The following is a 23,994-nucleotide window of genomic DNA, read 5'->3' on the forward strand; positions in this document are numbered from 1 at the left end:
CTCAGGCCCCCCTGACCATCGTGTTGCGCAGCTCCCCGACGCCCTCGATCCGGGTCACCAGTTCCGAGCCCTCGGCGAGGTAGCGGGCGGGCTTGCGGGCGTGCCCGACCCCGCCCGGAGTGCCGGTGGCGATGATGTCGCCCGGGGCCAGCGTGATGATCTGCGAGATGTAGGCGACCAGGGCGACCGGCCCGAACACGAGGTCGGAGGTGTCGGCCTTCTGCACCACGTCGCCGTCGACCTCGCAGGAGATCTCGCCCGGCTCGGCGGCGGTCACCAGCCACGGGCCGACGGGCGTGCTGCGCTCGAAGGTCTTGCCCTGCAGCCACTGCAGCGAGCGGTTCTGGAAGTCCCGGGCCGTGACGTCGTTGACCACGGTGTAGCCGGCGATCGCGGCGGCGGCCTGCTCGGGCGTGGCGTGGCGGACCTCGGCGCCGATCACGACGCCCAGCTCGGCCTCCCAGTCGACCTGTTCCGACCCGGCGGGCAGCTCGACGGGGTCGTACGCACCGACCAGGGCACGCGCGAACTTGGCGAACAGTGCCGGGTACTCCGGCAGTTCGCGCCCCATCTCCAGGATGTGGCTGCGGTAGTTGAGCCCGACGCAGAAGACCTTCTCGGGGCGCGGGACGAGCGCGGCGTAGTCCAGGCCGGCAAGCTCGTGGCGCGCTCCCGTCGCGGCCTTCGCGGCCGAGCGCCAGTCCGGGCGAGCCAGGAACTCGCCGAGGTCGGCGGCACCGAGCTCCACCGCCGCGTCGTCGTCGACGCGGACGGCGGCGGTTCCGGCACCGGTGCGGATGGTCGCGAGCTTCACGTACGGTCCTCTCGGGCGGTGCGGGCGAGGCCGAGGGCCTCGAAGACGGGGTCGTCGGAGAATCGGAAGGCGTCGAGGCCGTCGTCGGTGTCGAAGGCCAGGCCCGCCCAGGACGGGACCGCGAACAGGTCGCCCTTGCCGACCTCGTAGCGCTCCTCGCCGACGGTGACCACGCCGCAGCCCTCGAAGACCTGCCAGACCGAGGAGCCCGCGGTGCGGGTGAGCGCGGTGCGGGTTCCGGCGCGCAGCCGGTGCATCTCGCAGCGCATCGTCGACAGGCAGTCCCCGGCGGTGGCCGGGTTGGTGAACCGCACGACCGCGTGCCCCGGCTCGACCACGCCGGGGTGCCCCTCGGCCTCGAGCTCCAGCTGGGCGGTCAGGGCGGCGTCGGTGTGCTTCCACCGGTAGGCCATCAGCGGGGACGCCTTCGGCGCGGGTGCGCCGACCGGGGTCAGCCCGGGGTGGCCCCAGAGCCGCTCGTTGCGGGAGGTGTCCGGGGTCTCCCGGGTGGCCGGCTCGTCGGGGCCGAACTCGAAGAACCCGGCGTCGATCTGCCGGACCAGCGGGATGTCCAGGCCGTCGATCCAGGCCATCGGGTGGTCGGTCGTGTTGTGGTGCTCGTGGAAATGCATGCCCGGGGTGAGCAGCAGGTCCCCACGGCGCATCGCGACGGGGTCACCCTCCACGTTGGTCCAGACACCCTCGCCCTCGACGACGAACCGGAACGCGGTCTGGGTGTGCCGGTGGGAAGGCGCCTCCTCGCGAGGGCCGAGGTACTGGATCGCGGCCCACAGCGTGGGGGTGGCGTACGGCGTGCCGGGCATGCCCGGGTTGGCGAGCGCGATGGCGCGGCGCTCCCCGCCCCGTCCGACCGGGACCAGCTCGCCGGCCCGCTCGGCCAGCGGCAGCAGCGTCGACCAGCGCCACAGCATCGGCACGGAGTCCGGACGCGGGCTGGTGGGCATCAGGCCACCGATCTGCGTCCACAGCGGCTTCATGTGCGCGGCGTCGAACGCCGCGTACAGCTCGTCGAGCCGGGTCTGCTCCTCCGGGGTGATCTCCGGTGACCGGGTGGAAGTCATGCGGTCGTCTCCTCCTTCGTCGTTCCCGAGCCGGTGGGGTTGTCAGGGGTGGCCGGGGCGCGCTCGGCGACGGCGGTCGTCGGGGCGGTCGCGCGCAGCCGCGGGACCAGGCCGATCAGCAGCGCTCCGGCGAGCGCGGGCACGGCGAACCCGTAGAAGTTCCACTCGAACCCGATGCCGGAGGCCAGGACCCAGCCACCGAACAGCGGCCCGACGATCGCCCCGGCCCGGCCGACGCCCAGCGCCCATCCGAGGGCGGTGGCGCGGATCGCGGCCGGGTAGTGCACGGCGACGTAGCCGTTCACCAGGATCTGGGTGCCGACGCTGCCCAGTCCGGCCACGGCGACGGCCACGAGCAGCAGCCCGGTGCCGACGCGCTGGCTGAGCACCACCAGGCAGGCGGTGGCGAGCAGGAAGGCCGCCACGGTGACCGGTTTGGGCCCGAAGCGGTCGGCGAGCAGCGACGCGACGATGGCTCCGGCGATGGCGCCGAGGTTGAGCACGAGCAGGAACGTCAGGGCCGAGCCGAGGGGGTATCCGGCCTGCCGCATGATCTGCGGCAGCCAGGTGTTCAGGCCGTACACCAGCAGCAACCCGCAGAAGCTGGCCGCGCCGAACAACAGCGTCGCGGTGCGGGTGTCGCGACGGAACAAGGCCCGGGGCCCGGCCTCGCCCGCGGCCGCTGCCCGCTCCTCCCGCAACGCCGGCAGGTCGACGCCGTAGCGGTTCGCGAGGATCCGGGCCTCGTCGTCGCGTCCCTTCGCGAGCAGGTAGCCGGCCGATTCGGGCAGGAACCGCCACGCCAGCGGGAGCACGATCACCAGCGGCGCCGCCCCGATGGCCAGCAACGGCCGCCATCCGTGGTCGGCGAGCAGGAGAAGTGCCAGGACCGCGGCGATGACACCGCCGACGGAGTATCCGGCGAACATGAGCGCGTTGTAGAGCTGCCGACGCCCGCGTGGCGCGTACTCGACGGTCAGGGCGATCGCCGAGGGGATCACCCCACCGAGACCGAGCCCGGCCAGGAACCGCAGCAGCCCCAGCAGGCCGGGGGTCGGGGCCAGGGAACAGGCGACCATCAGCACCGAGAACCAGGAGATGCCGATCAGCATGATCCGGCGGCGGCCGATGGCGTCCGTGATCGCTCCGGCACCCAGCGCGCCGATCAACATGCCCGCCAGGGCGTAGCTGCCGATGGCTCCGACCTGGGCCGGGCCCATGTTCCAGCCGGGTTCGGCCAGCAGGCTCGGCACGGCCGAGCCGTAGACGATCAGGTCGTAGCCGTCGAAGACGATCGTGAGGAAGCACAGCGCGACCACGATGAGTCCGGATCGGGCAGCTGCTGGGCCTGCCGGCTGTGACACGAGCACCACGCTCCTCGTCGGTTCGCTCGCCGCCGTGGCGAAGCGCCCATAACCTACAACGAGAAGTCGACGACCGTCCACCTAACGAAACATGTAAGTGGCGTCATCCCGCCTTGGCCGTCGGGGCCGTGACTCGGTCGACAAGTGTGTCGACACAACGCTCAGCCGGCTCGCGGAGCAGGCCGTGCGCCTCGAGGAAGACGTCGTGAGCCCGCCGTCCGGACCAGCCTGCAGGAAGCAGCTCCAGCGGGAGATCGGGGTCGCGGAACGGGAAATGGCGGTAGTCGTGGACCAGGCGCATGCGCTCGACGAGCGCCTCTGCGTCGGACAGCCGGCCACGGCGGTAGCGGTCGAGCCGGGGCTCGTAGGTCTCCAGGAGCTGGGCGTAGTCGCGATCGAGTTCGCCGAGGTCCCAGGCGCGGGCGGCGATGTCGCGATCGGCCTCGGCGTTCGGGGAGCGGGACCTGAACACGTCGAGCTGGACCGCCGAGACCCCCTCGAATGCATCGCGAACCTGCTGGACACGGTCGTGCGGGCTGATCCATACGGACGCCGAGAGCGGCCCGAAGCCGAGCCAGGCGAGCTTCTTGCGCAACTGTTCGCGCAGGCTCCGTTCGGTCTCCGGAACCGAGTAGATGACCATGTGCCACCGCCCGTCCCACGGGTCGGCCATCCGCTGGAAGATCCGCGAGCGGCCCTCGTCGAGCAGGGCCCATGCCTCGTCGGTCAGCGAGTAGACCGTCTCGCGCCCGTCGCGGCGGCTGGCCAGCCACCCCTCCTTGCGCAGCCGCGTGACCACCACCCGCACGGTGGACTCAGGAACGCCGAAGCACTCCATGAGCGCCACCAGCCCGCGAAGACGGACCTCGCCGCCTCGATACCGCAGGTAGTCACCGAACAGATCGAAGACCAACGAGCGCGCCTTCACGCCACCTCCCAGGATTCCTCCGCACAGTAGACCGATTCCCCGACGCCGCCCGACGCCATCGGTCGCTCCATGGCGGGAAGCTTTGAGTGTGCCACTCTCTTGCCGTTCGTCTTCCGTTTGACGCACACTGGCGCGCCCGCTCAGGTGAACACTGTCTTGTATGCCCAAGGAGCTCCGGATGTCCGAGACCTTCGTGCTGATCACCGGTGCCTGGCACGGTGGCTGGGCCTGGCGGCCCGTCGCCGAACACCTGCGGGCAGCGGGCCACCGTGTGCTCACACCGACGCTTCCCGGTCTGCACGACGGTGACGACCCGACCGGCTACCACCTCTCCGACGTGGTCGACGCGGTGGTCGAGCTGGTGGAGCGTGAGGAGCTGCGCGACGTCACGCTCGTCGGGCACAGCTGGGGCGGCTACCCGGTGACCGGCGCGGCGCCGCGGCTGGTCGGCCGGCTGCGCAAGGTCGTGTACTGGAGCGCGTTCGTGCCGGCGGCCGGGAAGTCGCTCTTCGACGAGGTGCCGCCGCCCTCCCAGGAACTGTTCGGCGGGCTGGCTGCGGCGTCGGGGAACAACTCGGTGGCGCTGCCGCTCGAGGTCTGGCAGGCCGCGTTCATGAACGACGCGCCGGAGGAGGTCCAGCGGGCGATTCACGCGCTGATGGTCCCGCAGCCCTTCCAGTACTTCACCGAGACCGTCGAGCCGCTCGACGTCGCCGCGCTCGGCGTCCCGGTGGCCTACGTGCTCAGCAGCGAGGACGTCGCGCTGCCGCCCGGCGAGTACGGCTGGGACCGCTTCCCCGGCCGCATCGGCGTCACCCCGCTCTCGGCCCCGGGCAGCCACGAGGCCTGCTTCACCGAGCCCGCCGGTCTGGCCGAAGCCCTACTGAGGGCCTAGATCGCGAAGGCTTCTGCTGCGCGGGCTCGCTCCTGCGCAGGGGCCGTCCCTCGTGAACGAGACGTCCTCGCCCGGGGGAGCCGTGGGCGAGGACGTCTCGTGTCTGGTCCATCCGGTTCAGGCCCCGTCCAGGCCTGTGCCATTGCCGGGGCCGCCGCGAACGCTCCCCGACGGACCGATGAGTTTCCCGCTCGCGGGGGTCTATCTGGTAGCGACACAACATCACCGAAAGGACCACCGCGATGGCGAACATCGTCTCCACCCTCTTCATCTCCCTCGACGGCGTGGCCGAGATCGCCGAGGACTGGCACTTCCCGTACTTCGACGAGAACATGGGTCGCGCCGTGGACGAGGACTACACCGCGGCCGATGTCTTACTGCTCGGCCGCGTCACCTATGACAGCTTCGCCGGTGCCTGGCCCGACCGCGAATCCGCTGGCGAGGACGACGCCGCGTTCGCCAAGTCGCTCGGGGACCGTCGCAAGATCGTCGCCTCGCGCACGCCCCTGGACTTCCCGTGGCGCAACTCCGAGCTGATCGAAGGCGAGCTCGTCGAGGCCGTGACCGCGCTCAAGACCGACCCCGGCGTTCAGAGCATCCTGATCCCCGGCTCCATCTCGGTGGTTCAGCAGCTCCTGGCGGCCGGACTCGTCGACGAGCTGCGCTTGCTGGTGCACCCGGTGGCGGCGCGCAGTGGTAAGCGACTCTTCGACGAGGGGAACGCCCGATACCACCTGCGCCTGTTGAAGTCCGAGACGTTCCCGACGGGCGTGGTCCGCCTGCTGTACGCGCCCTCCCCGGGGCCCGGCGAGACGACCTACGAGGACGTCAAGGGCATGGGCCCGGGCACGCACGAATGACGTCCTGCGCCCCACACCGCCAACACCGCCCACCATCGGCGAGCCGATCGAACGCCGAACCCGTCCACCGTTGACATAGCCGGCGGCGGTCGGGTCGAGTCGCAACGCGCCGCGCACGTCCGGCAGGGCCGAGAGGAGGTGAAGGGGCGTTCGCCGCGGCCCCGTCGACCTGCGTTACCGGGTGCGGTGGCTGCCCGCCGGGGCCGCTGTCGCCACCGCGGCGTGATCGCAGCATCGAGCGTCAGCCTGCCCAGAGCGTCGGGTCGAGGCGGGCGAGACGCTCCTGGTCGGCGAGGATGTCGATCTCCACGATCCGCCCGTCCACCACCGTGAAGGCCAGCAGTGCCACCGGCCGTCCGCCGATCACGCCGAGTACCGCCGGCGCGCCGTTGACCAACACCGGGAAGCGTTCCTGGTCGACGCTGCGGTAGGACGCCGCCTGCGCCGCGACCGCATGCGCCCCCTGCACCCGCCGGATGCCGGTACCGACGTCGGCGCGCAACACCACCTCCGGGTCCAGCACCGCGACCGGCCCTCGATGTCACCCTCGCGGGCCGCCGCGAGGAAGGCGTCGACGACCTCGCGCCGTGCCGCCCGGTCACCGCGGCCGGGTTCGACACCAGGTCCGACGCCACGGACCCGCCGTCGCGCCCGGCTCGCGAGCTGCCGAGCCGCGGCCGGAGTGCGGTCGACGAGCGGGGCGATCTCGTCGAACGGCAGCGCGAACATGTCGTGCAGCACGAACGCCAGCCGCTCGTCGGGGGCCAGGGTCTCCAGCACGACGAGCAGGGCCAGGCCCACCGAATCGGCGAGCTCGGCCGCGTACTCGGGGTCGCCCCCGTCCTCACGGCTCACGACGGGATCGGGCAGCTGCTCGGGGAACGGCTCCTCGCGCCGGGTCCGCCGCGACCGCAGCTGGTTGAGCGCCACACGGGCGACGACGGTCGTGAGCCAGGCCCGCAGGTTCTCCACCTCGGCGGTGTCCGCCCGCTGCAGCCGCAGCCACGCCTCCTGCACCGCATCGTCGGCCTCGCTCAGAGACCCCAGCACCCGGTAGGCGACCTGGCGCAGGTGCGCCCGGTGCTCCTCGAACGACCCACCGAGGTCCCCATCGATCCCACTGTTCGGATCCACCTGTCACATCCTTCCGTTCCCGCGTGTCCGAGGTGGTGACCCACAAGAACCCGCCGACGTGACGGCGGAACAGGAGCGATGATGAACGCACGGATGAAGAACCCCGCCCAGGTCGTCCCCGGCGCGATGGCGGCCCTGATGGCCCTCGGCGCGGCCGAGCGCGCCACCGGCATCCCGGAGACCACGCTGCAGCTCGTCCACCTACGGGCGAGCCAGATCAACGGCTGCGGAGTCTGCGTGCACATGCACGCCCGCGACCTGCGCAAGGCCGGCGAGCCGGACGAGATCGACACCGTGGCCGGCTTTCGGGACGCACCGTTCTTCAGCGACGAGGAACGCGCCGCGCTGGCCCTCGCCGAGGCCGTCACCCGGCTCGCGGACCGCTCGGACCCGGTGCCCGACGAGGTGTTCGAGGAGGCCGCCGCCCATTTCGACGAGCAGCAGCTCGGCGCGTTGATCCTCTCGATCGCGCACGTCAACCTGTGGAACCGGCTCAACGCCACGACCCACCAGGTCGCCGGCGCCTGGTGAGCAACCCCGGAAGGATTCTCGACGAGGCCGACAAGGCATATCTCGGCTTCCTGTCGGCAGCCCGCGAGTCCGTCACCGAGGCGGTCGACGAAGAACCCGCCGAGGAACAGCTCGTAGCGCCGACGCATCTTCCTGCCGCCGTCGACGAGGTCGCCTCGCTCGATCTCACCAGGGAGAACATCACCACGATCATCTGGGCGACAGGCTACGTCCATGACTATGGCTGGGTGAAGGCTCCGGTCTTCGACGTGCGCGGCCGACCACGCTCCGGCGAAACTTCGGCGCGCATTCAATACGGCAACGGCAGTTGCGTGACGTGATGGTGGATCACATCAGGTGTCGCCGGCGGGGCAGGTGCAGGTCCGGCTTGCGAACCGGGCGGTGACGAACGGGAGCTCGACCATGGCCGTCCGGGGCCACCGGCCTCCCGCTCCGCTCAGTCCGCCGTCCTTAGCGGGTCCCGGCCGAACCCGTCCGCGACGTGCGCGGCGAGGTGCAGGAAGGCGTCGACGGTGGCCGGCCGCAGCTCCGGGAGCTGGATGCGGCCGCCAGTGGCCAGGTGCGGGTCGAAGGGCACCTCGACGACCGCGCGGCAGCGGGTGGCGAAGTACTCCCGGATGCGGGTGCGGTCGACCTCCTTGCTCCAGCGGTCGCAGCTCAGCACGACCATCGCCCGCTCGACCTGCGTGGACCGCCCGCGCGCGACGAGCCAGTCCAGGGTCTGGGCGGCGCGGCTCGCCCCGTCGACGGTGGGCGCGCCGACGACGACGAGGCTGTCGGCCAGCCCCAGCGTGCCGTCCATCGCGGAGTGCACCAGGCCGGTCCCGGAGTCGGTGATCGCAATGTTGTAGAAGCGGGTCAGGACCGCGCAGACGCGCTCGTACTCGTCGCGGTCGAACGCCTCGCTCGCCGCGGGGTCCTGCTCCGACGCCAGCACCTGCAGCCTGCCGGCGAGGCTCGTGTAGCGCGCGACGTCGGTCAGTGACTGCGTGGCCTCGATGTTGTCCAGCAGGTCCCGCACGGTCACGGCCGTCTCGGCGGTCAGCCGATCGGCGAGCGTGCCGGCATCGGGGTTGGCGTCGAGCGCGATCACCCGGTCGCCACGGTTCTCGGACAGCACCAGGCCGAGGCAGGCCGCGACGGTCGTCTTGCCCACCCCGCCCTTGCTGGACGCCACGGCGATCCGGTGGGCGCCTCGGAGCGGGCGGCGGATCCGGTTCAGCAGCTCCTGGCGCTCCTTGTCCGCCGCGCTGGGGCCGGGGTTGACCAGGCCCCCACTGAGCCGGAACACCCCGGCCCGCCAGCCGTGCCCCGGCCGGTCGGCCCGCTCGCGGACGATCGACCGTTCGTCGAGCCGGCCGCCGAGAACCCCGCTCGTGCTCGGATCCGGCGCTCCCGCCGCCTCCGGAGAAGGGGGCGTCGTGAGGACGCGGGAGGGCTCCCGAGCCGGGGGCACCTGGCCGGCCGGAGCCGGTGTCGGCCGGGCAGGCGGCGGAGTGGGCCGGGTCGGTGGGGCGGTCCGGGCGGGCGGCTGCGGGGCGGGGACCGGGCCGGTCTGGGCCGGCCCCTCGTGAGGCGACCAGGACGCGGAGATCCACCCGTCCTGGTTCTGGTTCGGGTCGTCCGGGTTCGGGGAGCGCTCGTCGAGCGTCGTCCCGGCGGGGGAGCCGCTGTGGGCGGCGTCCGGGACGTCGTGCTGCTGCGGGTTCGTCACCGCTGGTTCCTCTCGTTCCTGTGTTGGTCTGTGGGCCGTGCGCCGGTCAGGTCACGGTCGGGGCCGGCGGGCCCGGGTTGACGATCCGGTCGAAGTCCTCGGCCGACAGGGCTGCGGTCGACGGGGCTGTGGCCGGGGAAGCGGTGGTCGACGGGGCCGGGCTGTCCCCTGTGTGCGCCGCGGCCGGGGCCAGGGTCCGGTCGAGTGCGGCCTTCGCGGCCGCCCACGCCGCGCGAGCCCGGTCCCGAGCCGCCCGGGTCGCGTCGATCTCGTCGAGCACGTCCGCCAGCGCCCGGTCCCGGGCGACGGCGCGGCGGACCGCAGCCGCCTCCGCCAGGGCCTGGTCGAGCCCAGGGCGGACGTGCGCCGCGCCCAGGGGATCGGCGGCGAGCATCGAGGTGAGGGCGTCGATGCGGAACTGCAGGTCGGCGAGCAGCTCCTCGCTCCGATCGGCGCGGTGCCGGGCGACCCCGGCGTCGGCGGTGGCCGCCACCTCGGCCCGCGCGCCCGGGTCGGCGCGCCACCAGAGCTCGTCGCGGGCAGCGGTGGCGTCCTCCAGCTGCTTCTCCGCGGCCCGCCAGGCGGCCGCGGCGTCCCGGACCTGCTCGCCGGCCCGGTTCACGGCCTCCGGCAGCGCCCCGAGCAGCGACGACGCCTCGTCCTCGGGCATCCGGAGTTGCAGCCCGGAGTCCTGGCGGACGTCCCCGACCAGCATCTGTGCGCTCCCCCACGGACCGCTGTGGGTCACTTCGACGACGACCCGGTACTCCGTGGGCCCGCCGACCAGTCGGGTCGCGCCCTTCTTCGTGTCCTCGACGGGGTCGTGCACCGTGGGCCGGTCGGTGCGGACCGTGTCGTCGCGGCCGGTCGCGGTCAGCTCCGTGCTGCCCTGGCCGACGACAGGGTCCCGCCCGCCCGGCACGAGCGCGCCACCCACCCCGCGCTGGCTCGAGCTGCTCAGCTCGGTCTCCCGGGTTCGGTCGTGCTGCTCGGCACCGGCGACGTCCACGGTGTGGCTGACCCCGTCCGTCCTCAGGTCCGACATCCGGGCGTAGACGGTGACCCGCACGTCGGGGCCACCGACGTAGGGGCTGTGCAGAGCCGGGAGGCTCGCCCCGCCGTGCAGCATCCGCGGGACCAGGGACCGCCACATCTCCGGGGAGAGCAACGCGTCGAGCTGGGTGCGCACCGGGCCGCCGGGCCGGTGCAGGCGCGGGTCCGTGCCGGCCTCGGCGAGCATCGACACCACGGCCCGGCCGAGCCCGCCCGGGTCAGGCCCGATCGAGGCGGCGCGGACCTCCTCGGGCAGGGGGTCGCCGGCGCGCTGCCAGCGGAGCGCGGCGTCCCGGGAACCGTCGGACGCGGGCCGGTGCTCCGGGCCGCCTGCGGTGTCCGGGACGCCTGCCGCTTCGGTGGCCGGGACGCTCGACAGGTCGTCTGCGGGGACCCGCACGATCAGGTCCCGGGTCTCCCCCGTGTGTGTGAACCGCAGCTCACCGTCCTGGTGCAGGTCCAGCCGGAGCCGGACCGGAACCGCGACCCGGGCGGAGGGGCCCTTCGACACGGTCGTCCGCACCGTGCGGACGACGTCGGCATCGGTGACCTTGTGCGCATCCGACCCGCCCACCGTGGCGGTGGGCCCGATCCCCACGGCGGTCGTGCTGCCCTGCTGCGCCCCGGCCACCTCCCGGCCGCCCGCGGTGGCCGATGCCGAGCCGCGCAACCCGATCATCGTCGTCCGGTAGCGGTCGGCCGACCGGCTGGCGGTGACCTTGTCCTTGAGTTCCGCGCCGTCGTGCACGATCTCGACGAGCCGCGGCGGGCCCGCGGGCTCGGCCACCACCCGCAGCCCGGAGTCCGTGTGCCCGAACAACCCCGGCCGGGACCCCAGGAGCGACGAGCCGGGCCCGAGCACGCTGCCGAGCAGCCCGTGCGCGGCGGAGCCGGTCAGCTGTGCGCGGGTCTGTTGCAGCGCGGCCATCGAGTCGCCCAGCGTCGATCGTGGGACTGCGTCGGGGCCATCGGTACGGAGCCGGTCGGCCAACGCGCCGAGCTCTTCACCCAGCACCCGCGGGTTCTCCAGGGTGCCCGAGCCCAGACCGTGCCGGCCGACGTCCGGCAGCGCCACGGCGGGGTCCGTTGCGGGCCCTGTGTCCCCGACCGGTTCCGGCAGCAGCCCCCAGTCCCGGGCCTGCTGCTCGTCGACCCGCAGGTGCACCGCGTCGGGCAGCCGCACCTCTCGTCCCGCGCGACCCGTCTCCGCCGGCGACAGGGCGTCCCTGAGCACGTTGCGCTGCCGGGACTCCGCGACCACGTGGGCCACCCCGTCGGCCCGCACGAGGTAGGTGCGCCGACCCCCGGCGACCGACCGCTCCGCACCGCCCGCCGCCGAGTCCGCGGTGCCGTTCGTCCGGCTCCAGGTGTAGTCGGTCTGTACCTGCGCCAGGCCGGTGGGCCCCCGGCCGCCTGCACCGCTCATCACCGTCGACCGGTCACCCACCGACGCGCCGCCGCGCAGCCCCACCTCTACCGTGGACTCCTGTCCGGACTTCACCGTCCAGCCGCCCTGTGAAACGGCCTGCTGGGTGCGCTCGGTGGACACGGGGAGACGGTCGCCGTCGGCGACCAGCCTCGGATTCTCCAGCGTCAGGTCGACGCGGACGGCACCGGTCCGGTCGGCGAGGCGCCGCTCGTGGACGAGGTCCTGCACGACGATCCCACCGTCGAGCAGCGCCCGATCGTCGCGCAGGCGCTCGGGGCTCAGCCCGTCAGAGAGCGCCTTGCCGCCGGGACCGCCGGGCAGCGAGAGAACGCCGTCGCCCCCGGCCGCCTCGACGAGCGCGGCGTGCGCGGCGTCGCGGATCGCGTCGGCCCCGCCGACGGCCAGCACCGCGCTGTGCGGCGTCAGCGGCGTCCCGGTCCGGGTCGGGCCGTCCAGCGGGTGAGGGTCCGTGACCGTGGCGACCACCGGGGCCGCGGGCGGCTCCCCCGCCGGCGTGCCGCGCATGTCGTCGGCGGGGACGTGCAGGGTGATCCGCGAGCGGACCGGGTCCAGGCTGCGGGGGTCGTAAGGGCCGCCCGTCCGGGCCACCGTGGTCACCTCGGGGGTGTGCAGCCCGGGCCGGCCGACGGGCAGCGAGCGCATCCAGGAGGCGCTGCGGTGGTACTCGGTGATCGTGACGTCGTAGGTGATGTCGCCGCGTACGGCGTGCACGTCCGTGCCGGTCTTGGTGACGTGCTGGGCGCTGCTCTCCGGGCCGGCACCGGTGGTCTGCCGCCACTGGTAGCGCCCGGCGACCGACGCCACCGCGGAGAGCACCGCGAGCGGCGCGCCGAACAGCGTCCATGCGTTGAACCCGATCCCCACGGAACGCTTCGTGCCGACGCCGTGGTTCAGCTTCAGCTTGTGCCCGGAGGTGACCTTCACGCCCGAGCCGGGTACCGGGCCGGCGTCGGCCAGGTCGGACAGCCGCGCGCGCACGTTGACGTTGACCGTGGTCGTCCCGGACGCACCGTCGCGGACGAACGGCTGGTCGATGCCGCCCGCGAGCAGGCTGTCCATCCGGGACGCGAGGTGGGCACCGGAGAGGAACGCCTCCAGCGTCCGGTGGACGTCCGTGGCCGGGGCGACCCGGCCCGTGCGCCCGTGCGGCAGCGGCCCGGCGTCCGGGTCCGGCACCAGGGAGCCGTAGCCGCGGACCTCGCCGAGCGCCGACCTGACCTGCGTCAGGAGCTCCCGGGGGCCGGAACCCAGCGTGCTCACCCTGGCGTCGCCGAGGCCCTGGTTGTGGGTCAGATGGGTCGGTGGGTACGCCCGGAAGGGTCGTGGGGTGGGGCCCGGTCCCGACGGCCCGAGCCCGAGGTCGGCGGCCTGGCGCGGGGTCATCCAGAGCTGGGCGTCGGTGTCCGCGCTGATCCGGTGCGGCATGCCGTCGACCGACCGGGGGCCGCTGACGACCCGGACCTCGAGCCGGGCGCCGACGTCGTACAGATCGATCGGCCCGGAGATCAGGTGGGCCTTGCGCTGGATGTCGACGTGCGTCGTACGGACCTCCCGCTGCGCCGACGCCGCCGCCGTCACCGAGACCGACGCGCCGGCACCGATCGGCCGCGGGCTCGTCCGGACTCCCCCGGTCAGCTCGAGCTCGCCGCCCGCCTCGGATTTCGCGGTGTGCTCGGCGACGAGCTCGCGCCGGTTCGTGGTCATCAGGTCGCCGGTCAGCGTGCCGATCCGCGACGCGACCGTCGGGACGATCCGGGCCTGGATCTGGGCGGTGTGCCTGCCGTCTGAACTGATCAGCGGCGGGGAGCTGACCCAGTCCTGCGTCATCGCCGTGAAGCTGCTGCGCAGGCCGTGGTCGGACAGGAACGCGGCGAGCTCCTGACGACCCGGCGCCCCGACCCGGCTGACGTCCGGCCGCAGCATCTCCGCGACCTGCGCCGGGAGCTCCGCGCCCTCGCGGGTGGTCACCGTGCGCGGTACGACGTCGCTCATCCGCGGGCCCGAACCCGGCTCCAACGGCTGCCGGCGCGCGTCCGGCACCGACTCCACCGGGTACGACCAGCCCTGCCCGCGGCCCGCGACCGCCCGCTCGCCGCCGATCGGTCCGTTCCGGTCCGCGACCGACAGGGTGACCCGGACCGGCAGCTCCTCGTCCGGCCCGTGCGTGACCTTCGCCGTCCGCTCGTCGAAGACGGTCGTCCGGGCGGTGTCGGTGGTCGCCTCGGTGGGCAGGGCCGGTTTGAACCGGACACCGCCGTACCCGCCGGTGACGCCGACCTGCGCACCGAGCGCGGGCTGCCAGCCGGGACCGCGGGCGGTGGTCCGGTCGGTGCCGAGCTCGGAGCGGGACGCGGGCTCGGAGGCGATCTGCCGGCCCGGCCCGGTCGCGGCGGACCGATCGCCGGTCGCGGCAGGTCCGGGGTCGAGCCGGACCCGGGTCTCGACGACCCGACCGTCGACCTTCATCGGGAACGTCTCCCCCGAGCCGACCAGCCGCTGGGGCTCGTGCCGGAGCACGGTGCGGAGCGTGTCGAGGCCCTCCACGGTGCGGGGGCGTGCGCCGAGGATCTCGCCGAGGGCGGTGCTGACGGTGTCGATCGTGGACGGGTGCAGCCGGGTGAGCTCACGGGGTGGCGCGGGGTGGGGTGCAGCGGCGGGTCCGGGAGTCGTGGGGTCCTGGGTGATGGGGTCCCGGGCTGGGGGGTCCTGCGGTACTCCGTGGCCGGTCCCGGTAGCGGGGTCCTGGGTCGTCTCTGTGGTGGCACGATCGGGTGGCGATGCCGCATCGGAGTGTGGGGCGGCGTCGGACTGCGGTGCGGCACGGTTCCCGGCTGGAGGCGATCCGGCGTCCGCCGTCTGCGGCGGGGCAGGTGGGGGAACCGCGCGGGACGCCTCCCCGGTGCTCGATTCCGGGGTGTTCGGTTCCCGGGTGTCGGGACCCCGGGTACCCGGATCGTCGGCCGCCCGGTCGCCACCCGTTCGGTCGGCGCTGGTTCGACCGCCGCCGGTTCGGTCGGCGCCCGTGGGCTGGGTGCCACCCGGCCGCCCGGTTCCGCTCGGAGGCGCGGCGCCGGTCGCCGGGACGGCGGCTCCTGCCGAGGGAGGTGGGGGTGGAGGAGCCGCGGGCGATCCCGTGGGGGCCACCGCCGAGGACGCGGTCTGCGCGGCCCGTGCTCGGGCGAACGCCGCGTTCCACGCATAGCCCGGGACCCGCACGCCGTCGGGGTTCCGGACTCCCTGGTCCGCGAGGTCGTCGCGGAAGATCCGGTCCCGCCCTGCGGTGTCGCCGCGGCCGTGCGCGTCGAGCAGCTGGTCGTGGTGCGTGGCGACCACGTCGTCCAGGACCCGGTCGCGGTGCGCGTTGCCGCCGAAGAACCCGTGCTGGCGGAGCGACTCGTCCTCCAGCAGCCGCCGCCAGCCGTCGCGGATCGCGTTCTCGTGACCGTGCACGAGCCCGTCCAGCCCCGACGGGCCGCCGAAGTAGGCGCGGGTGACGTCCTCCGGCCGGATCCCGGCCCGGTCCAGGACCTCGACCATCCGACCGGTCCATACCGTGGGTCGGATCCGGCCCCCGTGGTCGAGGCCGGCCCAGTACCCGGTGCTGGGCGTCGAGTCCGGGAACAGGGTGCGGAAGACCTGCGCCGCGAGGTGGTCGGTGACGCCCTCGTCCAGCGCCTCCCGCGGGTTCTCGGCGGGGTCGGCGCCGTCGCGGAGGAACACTCCGTTGTGGTCGTGGGTCTGGAAACCGGTGTGGTCGTGCGACGTGAAGTGCAGCGCCTCGTGGACCAGCGTGAACCGGATTCGGTCGAGGTTCGGGCGGATCCCGCCGGCGTCGTCGGTGGTGTAGAAGTCCTCGTGCCGGTCGTTGATCATGACCGTGCCGCGGCCTTCGTCGACCGTCGTGCGGGCCGGGCTCTGCCGGTACTGCGCCTCCCCGCTCGTCCCGGGCATGTCGTCCTTGGAGACGAGCCGGAAGTCGACGTGCACGTCTCCCGCCAGGCCGTGCTGCTGCCGCAGCTGCCCCAACGCTGCGTCGAGCCGGACCCGGTCGTCGGGGCTGAGGGCGTCGTCGAGGGTCCAACGCGGGACGTGGGCCGGGACGTCCGGGGTGTCGTTCGGGTCCGCGAGGCTGTGGTGCGGGCCGGGTGGAGTGTCGAACGGGCCGTCGGGACGTGCGGGGCCGACCGGCCGCGGAGCGGTCTGCGGTGGGACGGCCGCGGCAGGCCCGGGCAGCGGTGGCGGAGGCGGGGGTGCCGGGTGATCCGGCCCTGAAGCCGCCGACCGGATCGCCTCGGCCGGGGGCCCCGGAGGAGGAACGGATGCGGGCGCGACGGCGGGGGCCGCGGTCACGAGACCGGCGCGGAGCGGGGCCGGCGGCGCAGGTGGGGCGGGCGGCGCGGGCGGCGCCGGGCTCCGGGTCGCCGGACCCTGGGTTGCCGGGCCCCGGGTCGCCGGGCCCCGGGTCGCCGGCTGTGGCGACGTGTGGGGAGTGGGCCCCACCGGGGATCCCGATCCCACCGGGACGGGCGCCGGAGGGACCGCGGCTGGGGGTGCTCCCGGCGGGACCGAGGTCTGGGGCTGCGGTCCGGCGGGGTGCTCGACCCCGGGGGAGATCGGCCTCGACGCGCCCGGCCCATGGGTGCCGACGGCGCCGTTCCCGGTGACGGGAGCCGCACCGGCATGCGGCTGACCACCGCCTGCGGGGAGCGGGCCCGCGGCGGGCGCGACCGAGGCGGCCTGTCCGGACGGGATCGGCGCGGGAGCCAGGACGCCGCCGCCGCTCCCGCTCAGCGCCGAGCCCGAGGCCGGCCCCGGCTGGACGGTCGGCCCGGCGGAGCCGATCGGGCTCAGCGGGACGACCGGGCCCGCCGTCTCCGCGGGAGCTGCCGGTGGAACGGCCGGGCCGGGCTGGGCACCGGGAGTCGGCTGGACGACCGGGCCGGGCTGGGTACCCGAGCCGGGCTGGGCACCGGCCCCGGAGATGTCCGCGACCGGGGTCGGCCGGGCAGCGGGGTCACCGGGCGGGGTCGCGGCAGGCTGCGGATCCGACTGCACCGGGACCGTGTGAGCAGGCGTGGGACCGCCGTGCCCGACCGGTGGGGGCACCGCGCCGTCGGCCGGCGCCGGAGCGCCACCGGGAAGCGGACCGACGGGAGCCGCCGACCCGGCGCCGGTCGAGGCCCCGTGGCTGGACGACCCGACGTCCGCCGAGGGACCGCCGACCGGCACGGCGGCACCGGTCGGGCCACCGAGGCCCCCCGGGGCCGAGTCTGACGGGGCAGCGGCGTTCCCCGGGGCCGGGCCGCTCGGAACGGGGCCCGAAGCTCCGGGGTCGGCCAGGGCGGCGCCGGTCGGAGGTCCGTGTCCGGGTGTCGGGGAAGGACCCGCGGGACCGGTGGCGGTACCCGGGTCCGGCGCCACAATCGACCCGTCGCCCGGGCCCGCGGGAGCCGCCGCGGCAGGAACCGGGCTGGCGGAGACCGGTGTGCTCGGTGTGGAAGAACCCGGCGGCGGGACGCCCTGTGCCGAGGTCCCGTCCGGCCCGGAACCCGATGTCGACGGCCCGGCCCCCTGCCGGCCGTCCGGACCAGGGAGTCCGGACGGCCCGGGAGTGGCCGACGTGGACGGGGCCGGGGCCGGGGCGAGGCCGGCAGGTGGACGGGCCACCGAGGTCGAGGACCCCGGGCCGCGGCGTTGCCCATCCGTGGCACCCGCGCCCACCGCACTCGGCCACCCGCCCACGGGTCCGGCGACCCCACCACCTCCGGCGCCGACGCCCGAACCGCCGGAACCGGACATGCCGCCGCCGGAACCGGGAAGGTCGGCACCGGCCCTGGACCCGCCACCGTCGGCCCCGCCGGCCGGACCGCCGACATCGGATGTGCCACCGCCGGAACCGGGGGGAGCGGCACCGGGTCCGGACACGCCGCCGGCGACCCCACCCGCCGGACCGCCCGAGTCCACACCCGGATCCGGCGCCCTGACACCGGCGAACGAGCCCCCGCCTCCCGGCCCCCCGCCCGCACCCGGAGCCCCACCCTCACCCAGCGTCGGGGTCGACGGGACGTCGACGTCCAGGCCGCCGCCCGCACCACCGTGCGCCCCACCGCCACGCCGCCCACCGGCGACTCCGGAGAGCGCGCTCGAGCCGGCAGCGAGACCCGCGCTCTGGTCGTCGCCGTAGATGGCGTTGCTGGCCACGGTCGTGAGGCCGCCGGCCACTCCGGCGTTGACCACCCGGCCCCCGAGCCCGTCCGCCAGGTCCCGGCCGATCCTGCTGCCGATGGCCGAGAGGCCCAGGCTGCCGAACCCGGCGAACCCGCCACCGAGCGCGCCGGTGACCGCGGCGCCCGCGGTGTTCCCGGTGTTCCAGGACGTCCGGTCGCCCTTGAGCAGCTGCAGGGTCTGGATGACCACGTCGAGGCCGAGCTGCGTGCCCATCTCGATCCCGATGTGCATCGCGAGCCGGCGCAGGATCATCATCACCGTCGTCCGCGCCGCCGCGATCAGCGGCCCGATCATGAGCGTGGACGCGCCGAAGGTCCATGGGGCGTTGGCCAGGCACCAGGCGATCTCCGCGGCCAGCACGATCATCTGCGCGATGATCATGTACTTGGCGTACTCGACCTCGGCGGCCGTGTCGAACGCCGACCGTCCGACCGAGTCGGCCGCGCGGATCAGCGCCGGGACCTGGGCCCGCAGCGCCGTCGCGAACTCCGCGAACTGGTCGGCGCTGGCCCCGTGGACGTTGCCGAGCACGGAACGGACCAGCGGGTCGACGCCGTCGACGAGGCCGTTCAGCTCCGACGCCGTGTCCCGCCACACCTGCGCCAGCTCGCGCAGCCTGTCCTCGTCACCCTTCGGCCAGTTCTGTCCCGCGGTGATCAGCACCAGCCAGTTGAGCTCCGGCGGGATCCGGAGGCTCATGACGGGGGCGCCGAGCCGCCGCCCTGTTCGTCCCCGCGGTCGGACGCGACGATCGTGCGTGCCGACGCCACGGCCTCCCCCTCGGTGCGCTCGTAGTCGTGCGCCATCTGCTCGAGCCGGTCCGCGACGGTGCCCAGCACGTCACCGAGGAACGTCGTGCCCGTCAGAAGCTGGTTGCGCGCCGGCAGGTATTTCTGTTCGAATCGGCGACCGTTGGAGTCGTCGCCCCAGCAGGGGCCGATCGCGTCGAGCCGCCCCTGCAGGCTGTGCCCGATGGAGTTCAGCCGGTCGCCCAGATCACGCAGCCCGTTGGCCGGGGACTCCACGCCCTCGGTGTCGACACTCACCCGGTCGTCCATCGCGGTCCCCCGGTTCATCCACCGGCCCTGGCGTCGCCGCCACGGCCGCGACGGAGATAGTCCTGGACGGCCGGGGCCGGCTGCGGGTCTTGTGGCAGGACGCCGGAGAGGTCGGCGGACCCGGCGAGCACCGCGGCCGCGTCGAACCCGGACGGCATCGACGGGGCGATCAGCTCGGTCACCCCGCTGGCCACCTCGCGCCGCGCCTCGGCCACCGTCGCGACGATGATCGACGCGAGCTCCGCAGGCGGTAGCTGCCGGTACGCGCCGGTCGGGAACTCCAGGCCGAGCAGCTCGCCCTGCGCACCGACCGTCGCCGTGACCGTGCGGCGCGGTGCGGTGGCGCTCGCGGTCAGCTCCCGCATCCGCCGCGCGGTCTGCGCCAGCTGCGAGACCTGGTCGCGGTACTCGCCCAGCGACCGCTCGATGTCCTCGTCGTACGGCGACGTCACCTGTTCACCCCTGTCGATCCGGTTGTCACGAGTCAAACCCCCGTCCCGGCGCGGGAACAGCGATCGGCGACGGCCATGGCCGAGCGGCCCCCGCACCCTGCCCGTCCGGCCTCACCCGACCGGGCCTCACTCGACGACGCCGGGGACCGTGCGGGCCGCGCCGCCCCAGGGTTCCGACGCCCGCCGGAGCAGGTCCGACGCCGAGCGCTCGCGTGGTTGCTCCTCCTCGGCGGTGGCCTCGGCCGTGGCGGGTTCTTCGGCGGGGGCCGGGTCCGGTTCCTCGAACGAGCTGCGGAACACCTGCTGCTCCACGGGCGGACCCACCCGGCCCTCGACCGGCCGCAGCGGACGCCACGTGGTGAATCCGGTGTCCGCGGGCTCCACCGGTGGCGCAGGGTCGACGGGGGTCTCGCCCGGTACGGCCGAACGGGCCGCGGCCGGGCCGCCCAGGAACGCCGACAGCAGACCGGCCCCGGCAGGGTCGTCCCAGGCCGATGCCCCGGTGTCACCGCACGTCGTGGCGGCCGTCGCCGGTTCCGGTCCGGCGTCGACCCAGGCGTCCTGTTCGGTCGCGTGCGGCCCCGTGTGCGGCAGGTCCCGCGCCTCCCGGTCCCGGCGCGCCTGTGACGCCGCCGCGAGTGCACCGGCGGCGAGCGCGGCGGTCGCGAGGTCCCGGCCCGAGAGACCGGTCCCGGCTGCGGCCCCGGCGACCGGTTCCCCCGCGACCGGTTCCCCGGTGCCCGGGTCTGCCGCCCACGGCGCGCTGCTCCCGGCCAGCAGCCCTGAGGCGTCGGAGCGCCCGCCGGCACCGTCCCGGCCGCCGGCACCCGCACCGGCACCCATCGGCGGCATCATCGGCATACCGCCTCCGCCGGCTGTCCCGGCCGCTGTCGCGCCGCTCGCCGTCGTGCCGGGCGTCCCGTCTCCGCCGAGGGTCCCGCCGGACGGGCCGAGTCCCTCGCCGCCGACGTCGCCGCCGAGGCCCGCACCGGCGCTGACCTCCGTACCACCCCCATAGGCGTCGAGCGCGGGCATCCCGCCTCCCGTGCCGTCCCCTGCACCGGCCGGGCCGCCGGCCACCGAGGTGTCGCCGAAGCCCTCCACCGCCGGGAGGTCCACGGCCGCGGGATCGCCCTCGAGCCCGGGGAGGCCGGTCGGCCCGCCGAGCCTGTCGAGCCCGTCCAACGACGCCGCGCCGCGGCTCGCACCCGAGCCGCCGACGATGCCGGTCCCGCCGAGGTCGTCCGTGGCTCCGGGGAACGGCGTCAGGCTCAGCAGGCCGCTCGCGTCGGAGCGCTGGCCCGCGCCGTTCTGCCCGCCGGCCCCACCACCCATGCCGCCCATCGGCGGCATCATGGGCATCCCGCCAGGTGCCGACGACCCGTTCGTGCCGCCGACGCCGGTGCCGCCGTAGGACCCAACGGCCGACGGCCCGCCGCCGGTCCCGCCCGTCTCCAGACCGCCCGCGCCACCGAGACCACCGCCGACGCCGGTCCCGCCCGCGAACGGACTCAGATCCGGCACGCCGCCGCCCCCGGCACCCCCGAGATCCCCGCCGCCGACCTCCGCGCCGCCACCGAACGACGACACCCCGGGCACCGCGCCACCCCGGTCCTGTCCGAGGGCTGCGGGCGCGTCCACGCCCTGGCCCGCTACGCCCGTGCCCGTGCCGTCGCCGACCCCGGTTCCGCCCGCGAACGGCGACACCCCCGGCAGGCCGCCGCCCTGACCGAGACCGGCCGGAGCGTCGACACCGAGTCCGCTGCCGCCCATGCCCGGGAGTCCGGTGGGAGCGCCGTCACCGACTCCGGTCCCCGCGCCGAACGGGGACACGTCGGGCACCATCCCCCCTCGGTCCTGGTTGCCGTTCGCGCCCAGCCCGGCGGCGCCCAGAGCGGCCGGGTCCGCGAGGCCGCCGTCACCGACTCCGGTGTCGCCGAACGACTGCACCGCCGGCATCGCGGGCCCGGACGAGCGGTTCGCCCCCGCGCCGGGCCCGGCAGCACCGGCTCCCAGACCGATCCCCATCGGGAGCCCCATGCCGCCGGTTCCGCCCGAGCCGCCGACATCGGTGCCACCCCCGTAACCGGACAGGTCAGGTGCACCACCGGTACCGGCCCCACCGCCCGAACCCGCACCACCACCGCCGACATCGGTGCCACCCCCGTAACCGGACAGGTCAGGTGCACCACCGGTACCGGCCCCACCGCCCGCGCCCGGGCCACCACCGACATCGGTACCACCGCGGTCACCGGCGGGACCGGGTACATCACCGCTCTGGGTCAGGATGGGACCGCCACCGCCACCACCGCCGGTGTCACCGCCACCGGTCAGGTCCAGGGGACCGCCCATGCCGGGGCCAGCGGGCAGGTTCAGAGGACCGCCCGTGCCGGCGCCGCCGACACCCGACGGGTCCATCGACGGCTGCACGATCGCGTTCACCGTCGTCGTGTACCTGCCGGCGAGGCTGGCGAGGACGGCACGCATGTCGCGGGTCATCGCCGCGACGACCTCCGGGTCCTCGTGGACCATCACGAGGCCGTCGTGCGTCGACGCGCCACGAGCGATCGCCTGCGCCGCGTAGTGCTGGTCGATCGCGTGGATCTTGTCGATCGCGGTCTGCAGCTGGTTGCCGTTCGCGTAGACCTGCGGCGGCACGGCGCCCTGGCCGGAGTCGCCGCCGCCGAGCACGTCGGCCTGGGCCTGGACCACCCTGGACACGTTCGTCATCGTGCCGAGGAACGCCGTCGCCGCGGCGCCGGTCCACGGCGACCCGTCGCCGCCCGCCAGGGCCTTGGCCTGGTCGGCGACGCTCGTCGCCACCATCTGCAACGTCTGCTGGACGAACAGGAGCCGGTCGGCCGCGTCCCAGAGCGTCGACGGATCGGACACCGAGGTGTCGTTCCCGCCGCTGCCGCCGACCCCGGTGATCGCGGCCATGATCTGTTTCCAGGTCCAGCCGCTCCAGGCGCCGTCCTGGGTGGGCGTGCCCGTGTCGACACCGACGCCGCCGCCCTCGTGCCGGTTGAAGCCGGGATCGTCGGCGTCGTCGGCCATGTCGGTTCGTCCCCCGTCTCGGAACCCGTAGGAAGTCGTCTCGGAGCGTGTGCCGGACGGTCCGGGACCGGGGAGTGGCGCAGGCCGCTCCCCGGCCCCGGCCGGTCAGGCGCTCGCCGCCCCGGAGGTACCCAGGGAGGTGAGGTCCCCCGGGAGGTCGGGCATCGCCTTCGCCACCGCGTCGGCCTTCATCGTGTTGGCCTCCTCGGTGGTCTCGTAGTCCGCGGCCATCTTGTCGACGCCGTTGCGCACGTCGGTGAGCGTCTCGATGACCTTCCCCAGGACCGAGCGGTAGCTGCCCTGCAACCCGCCCTCGCCCACCAGCTGCCTGCGCAGGTTGAAGGCCTGGGCGAACCCGCCCGGCACCGCCGTCATGCCGTCGAGCCGGGTCTGCGCGTCCTGGAGGGGCTTGATCAGCTCCCCGATGTTCTTCGAGAACAGCGACAGCGACGGGGTGTCGACCGACGTCGTCCCCCCGCCCCCCGCCCCGCCCCCGCCGGGGACGGCCGGAGCCGCCGGTCCGGTGGACGTGGGATCACCGTGATCGACGGTGGGTGTCTGGTCCTGCCACGCGACGATGGCGGGCTTGCTGGTCCCGCTGGTCGACGGGGCGATGGTGCCGTCGAGCGTGCCGTACGTCATGTCGGCTCCTCCTCACCGGACTCCGCTAGTGCGCCCAGCGCGCGGCGCCGCGGCTCTCGTTGTCCGCGTAGTTGGTGTGGATGTCGCCGAGCGACCGGCCGGATCCCTGCGTCGTCTGCTGGATGGCGGCGTGGGCCTGCTCGTACTGCTGCTGGACGACCATGAACTGGTCCTTCGTCGCACCCTGGAACTCCGTGGTGCCGGACAGGACCTGGCCGTGCAGCTGCTCACCGAGCGCCAGCAGCCGCCCCGCGATCGCGTTGAGCTGGGTGGTCGCGTCCTCCATCGACCCGAACTGGACCGAGAAGCTCACCATGTCGATCTCTCCTGTTCTGCGGTGACGCGGTCAGAGACCGGCGAGGCCGGTGGGAGCGGAGGCGCCGACGTTCCCGGCGAAGTTCTGCGCGCCCTGGTGGGTGGTGTCGTTGGTGTTGGAGAAGTCGGTGTGGGTGCGCTGCATGAGCTCCTGCATCCGCTGCAGGGCGTCGAACAGGCGCGTGCCGTTGACGTTGAGATCGGACAGGCCCTGGCTGAACGACGTCGCCGCCGGGCCCTGCCAGGTGGCGGCCAGGGCCTCGGCCTGGGACATCATCTGGCGGAACTCGGTGCGGCCGTCCTGAACCGCCGCACCCTGGCTCGCCGCCGTGGTCTGCAGGCCGCCCAGGTCGACGCGGGACTGGTTGTTGGCCACCGCTGATCCTCGCTCTCGTGGAGGTCGTGGTATTCGACGCA

Annotated in this window: 16 protein-coding genes and 1 pseudogene; 4 read left to right on the forward strand and 13 right to left on the reverse strand. The window is 74.4% G+C overall.

What is annotated here, in order from left to right; translation table 11 throughout:
• Position 1 precedes the first annotated feature (1 nt).
• The 4 genes from JWP64_RS09330 to JWP64_RS09345 form a co-directional block, all read right to left on the reverse strand.
• The gene (locus JWP64_RS09330; protein ID WP_297494667.1) at positions 2-814 is read right to left on the reverse strand and encodes a fumarylacetoacetate hydrolase family protein; all 813 of its coding nucleotides are present in this window, start codon (positions 812-814) and stop codon (positions 2-4) included.
• Positions 811-1,896, reverse strand: a complete 1,086-nt coding sequence (locus JWP64_RS09335; protein ID WP_297494669.1) for a cupin domain-containing protein — start codon at positions 1,894-1,896, stop codon at positions 811-813. Before JWP64_RS09335 ends, JWP64_RS09330 begins: the two co-directional genes overlap by 4 nt.
• Positions 1,893-3,215 (reverse strand): aromatic acid/H+ symport family MFS transporter, encoded by a 1,323-nt coding sequence (locus JWP64_RS09340; protein ID WP_297494672.1) that lies wholly within the window; start codon positions 3,213-3,215, stop codon positions 1,893-1,895. The genes JWP64_RS09335 and JWP64_RS09340 overlap by 4 nt, the downstream gene beginning before the upstream one ends.
• Positions 3,216-3,363: 148 nt before the next feature.
• Positions 3,364-4,392, reverse strand: a complete 1,029-nt coding sequence (locus JWP64_RS09345) for a PaaX family transcriptional regulator C-terminal domain-containing protein (protein ID WP_297494675.1) — start codon at positions 4,390-4,392, stop codon at positions 3,364-3,366.
• Between JWP64_RS09345 and JWP64_RS09350 the strand changes: the two genes are divergently transcribed.
• Entirely contained in the window at positions 4,367-5,083 is a 717-nt protein-coding gene (locus JWP64_RS09350; protein WP_297494678.1) for an alpha/beta hydrolase, read from the forward strand. The genes JWP64_RS09345 and JWP64_RS09350 overlap by 26 nt on opposite strands.
• A 242-nt stretch (positions 5,084-5,325) precedes the next feature.
• Entirely contained in the window at positions 5,326-5,943 is a 618-nt protein-coding gene (locus JWP64_RS09355; RefSeq protein WP_297494680.1) for a dihydrofolate reductase family protein, read from the forward strand.
• Positions 5,944-6,184: 241 nt separating this feature from the next.
• Here JWP64_RS09355 and JWP64_RS09360 read toward each other — a convergent pair.
• A pseudogene (locus JWP64_RS09360) lies at positions 6,185-7,059 on the reverse strand (sigma-70 family RNA polymerase sigma factor).
• 99 nt (positions 7,060-7,158) lie between these two features.
• Here JWP64_RS09360 and JWP64_RS09365 point away from each other — a divergent pair.
• Positions 7,159-7,608 carry a carboxymuconolactone decarboxylase family protein gene (locus tag JWP64_RS09365; protein WP_297494682.1) on the forward strand — a complete coding sequence of 150 codons (450 nt, stop codon included), beginning with the start codon at positions 7,159-7,161 and terminating at the stop codon, positions 7,606-7,608.
• Positions 7,605-7,928 (forward strand): hypothetical protein, encoded by a 324-nt coding sequence (locus tag JWP64_RS09370; RefSeq protein WP_297494685.1) that lies wholly within the window; start codon positions 7,605-7,607, stop codon positions 7,926-7,928. The genes JWP64_RS09365 and JWP64_RS09370 overlap by 4 nt, the downstream gene beginning before the upstream one ends.
• A 116-nt stretch (positions 7,929-8,044) precedes the next feature.
• On the opposite strand, the gene JWP64_RS09375 is transcribed toward JWP64_RS09370, so the two are convergent.
• The 8 genes from JWP64_RS09375 to JWP64_RS09410 all read right to left on the reverse strand — a co-directional run bounded on the left by JWP64_RS09375 (position 8,045) and on the right by JWP64_RS09410 (position 23,953).
• The gene (locus JWP64_RS09375) at positions 8,045-9,322 is read right to left on the reverse strand and encodes a MinD/ParA family protein (RefSeq protein ID WP_297494688.1); all 1,278 of its coding nucleotides are present in this window, start codon (positions 9,320-9,322) and stop codon (positions 8,045-8,047) included.
• 46 nt (positions 9,323-9,368) lie between these two features.
• Complete coding sequence (locus JWP64_RS09380) at positions 9,369-18,752, reverse strand: hypothetical protein (RefSeq protein ID WP_297494690.1); 9,384 nt, start codon at positions 18,750-18,752, stop codon at positions 9,369-9,371.
• Positions 18,749-19,099, reverse strand: a complete 351-nt coding sequence (locus tag JWP64_RS09385) for a hypothetical protein (RefSeq protein ID WP_297494692.1) — start codon at positions 19,097-19,099, stop codon at positions 18,749-18,751. The genes JWP64_RS09380 and JWP64_RS09385 overlap by 4 nt, the downstream gene beginning before the upstream one ends.
• Positions 19,100-19,125: 26 nt before the next feature.
• On the reverse strand, positions 19,126-19,563 hold the full coding sequence (locus JWP64_RS09390; protein WP_297494695.1) for a YbaB/EbfC family nucleoid-associated protein: 438 nt from the start codon (positions 19,561-19,563) through the stop codon (positions 19,126-19,128).
• Between the two features lie 126 nt (positions 19,564-19,689).
• Positions 19,690-22,620 (reverse strand): hypothetical protein, encoded by a 2,931-nt coding sequence (locus JWP64_RS09395; RefSeq protein WP_297494698.1) that lies wholly within the window; start codon positions 22,618-22,620, stop codon positions 19,690-19,692.
• 105 nt (positions 22,621-22,725) lie between these two features.
• Positions 22,726-23,262, reverse strand: coding sequence for a hypothetical protein (locus JWP64_RS09400; RefSeq protein ID WP_297494700.1), 537 nt, complete (start codon positions 23,260-23,262; stop codon positions 22,726-22,728).
• A gap of 25 nt (positions 23,263-23,287) precedes the next feature.
• Entirely contained in the window at positions 23,288-23,578 is a 291-nt protein-coding gene (locus JWP64_RS09405; protein WP_297494703.1) for a WXG100 family type VII secretion target, read from the reverse strand.
• 30 nt (positions 23,579-23,608) lie between these two features.
• A complete protein-coding gene (locus JWP64_RS09410; protein WP_297494707.1) occupies positions 23,609-23,953 on the reverse strand; it encodes a WXG100 family type VII secretion target in 345 nt (114 codons plus the stop codon).
• Positions 23,954-23,994 lie beyond the last annotated feature (41 nt).

It is taken from the genome of Pseudonocardia sp., from assembly GCF_025465255.1.
In the GTDB taxonomy this organism is placed as follows: Bacteria; Actinomycetota; Actinomycetes; order Mycobacteriales; family Pseudonocardiaceae; genus Pseudonocardia.

What these genes read in the sequence shown, in the direction of transcription:
- JWP64_RS09395 (WP_297494698.1), bottom strand. Translation starts at nt 22,620, where the DNA reads ATGGCCGACGACGCCGACGATCCCGGCTTCAACCGGCACGAGGGCGGC.
- JWP64_RS09355 (WP_297494680.1), top strand. Translation starts at nt 5,326, where the DNA reads ATGGCGAACATCGTCTCCACCCTCTTCATCTCCCTCGACGGCGTGGCC.
- JWP64_RS09350 (WP_297494678.1), top strand. Translation starts at nt 4,367, where the DNA reads ATGTCCGAGACCTTCGTGCTGATCACCGGTGCCTGGCACGGTGGCTGG.
- JWP64_RS09405 (WP_297494703.1), bottom strand. Translation starts at nt 23,578, where the DNA reads ATGGTGAGCTTCTCGGTCCAGTTCGGGTCGATGGAGGACGCGACCACC.
- JWP64_RS09365 (WP_297494682.1), top strand. Translation starts at nt 7,159, where the DNA reads ATGAACGCACGGATGAAGAACCCCGCCCAGGTCGTCCCCGGCGCGATG.
- JWP64_RS09380 (WP_297494690.1), bottom strand. Translation starts at nt 18,752, where the DNA reads ATGAGCCTCCGGATCCCGCCGGAGCTCAACTGGCTGGTGCTGATCACC.
- JWP64_RS09400 (WP_297494700.1), bottom strand. Translation starts at nt 23,262, where the DNA reads ATGACGTACGGCACGCTCGACGGCACCATCGCCCCGTCGACCAGCGGG.
- JWP64_RS09335 (WP_297494669.1), bottom strand. Translation starts at nt 1,896, where the DNA reads ATGACTTCCACCCGGTCACCGGAGATCACCCCGGAGGAGCAGACCCGG.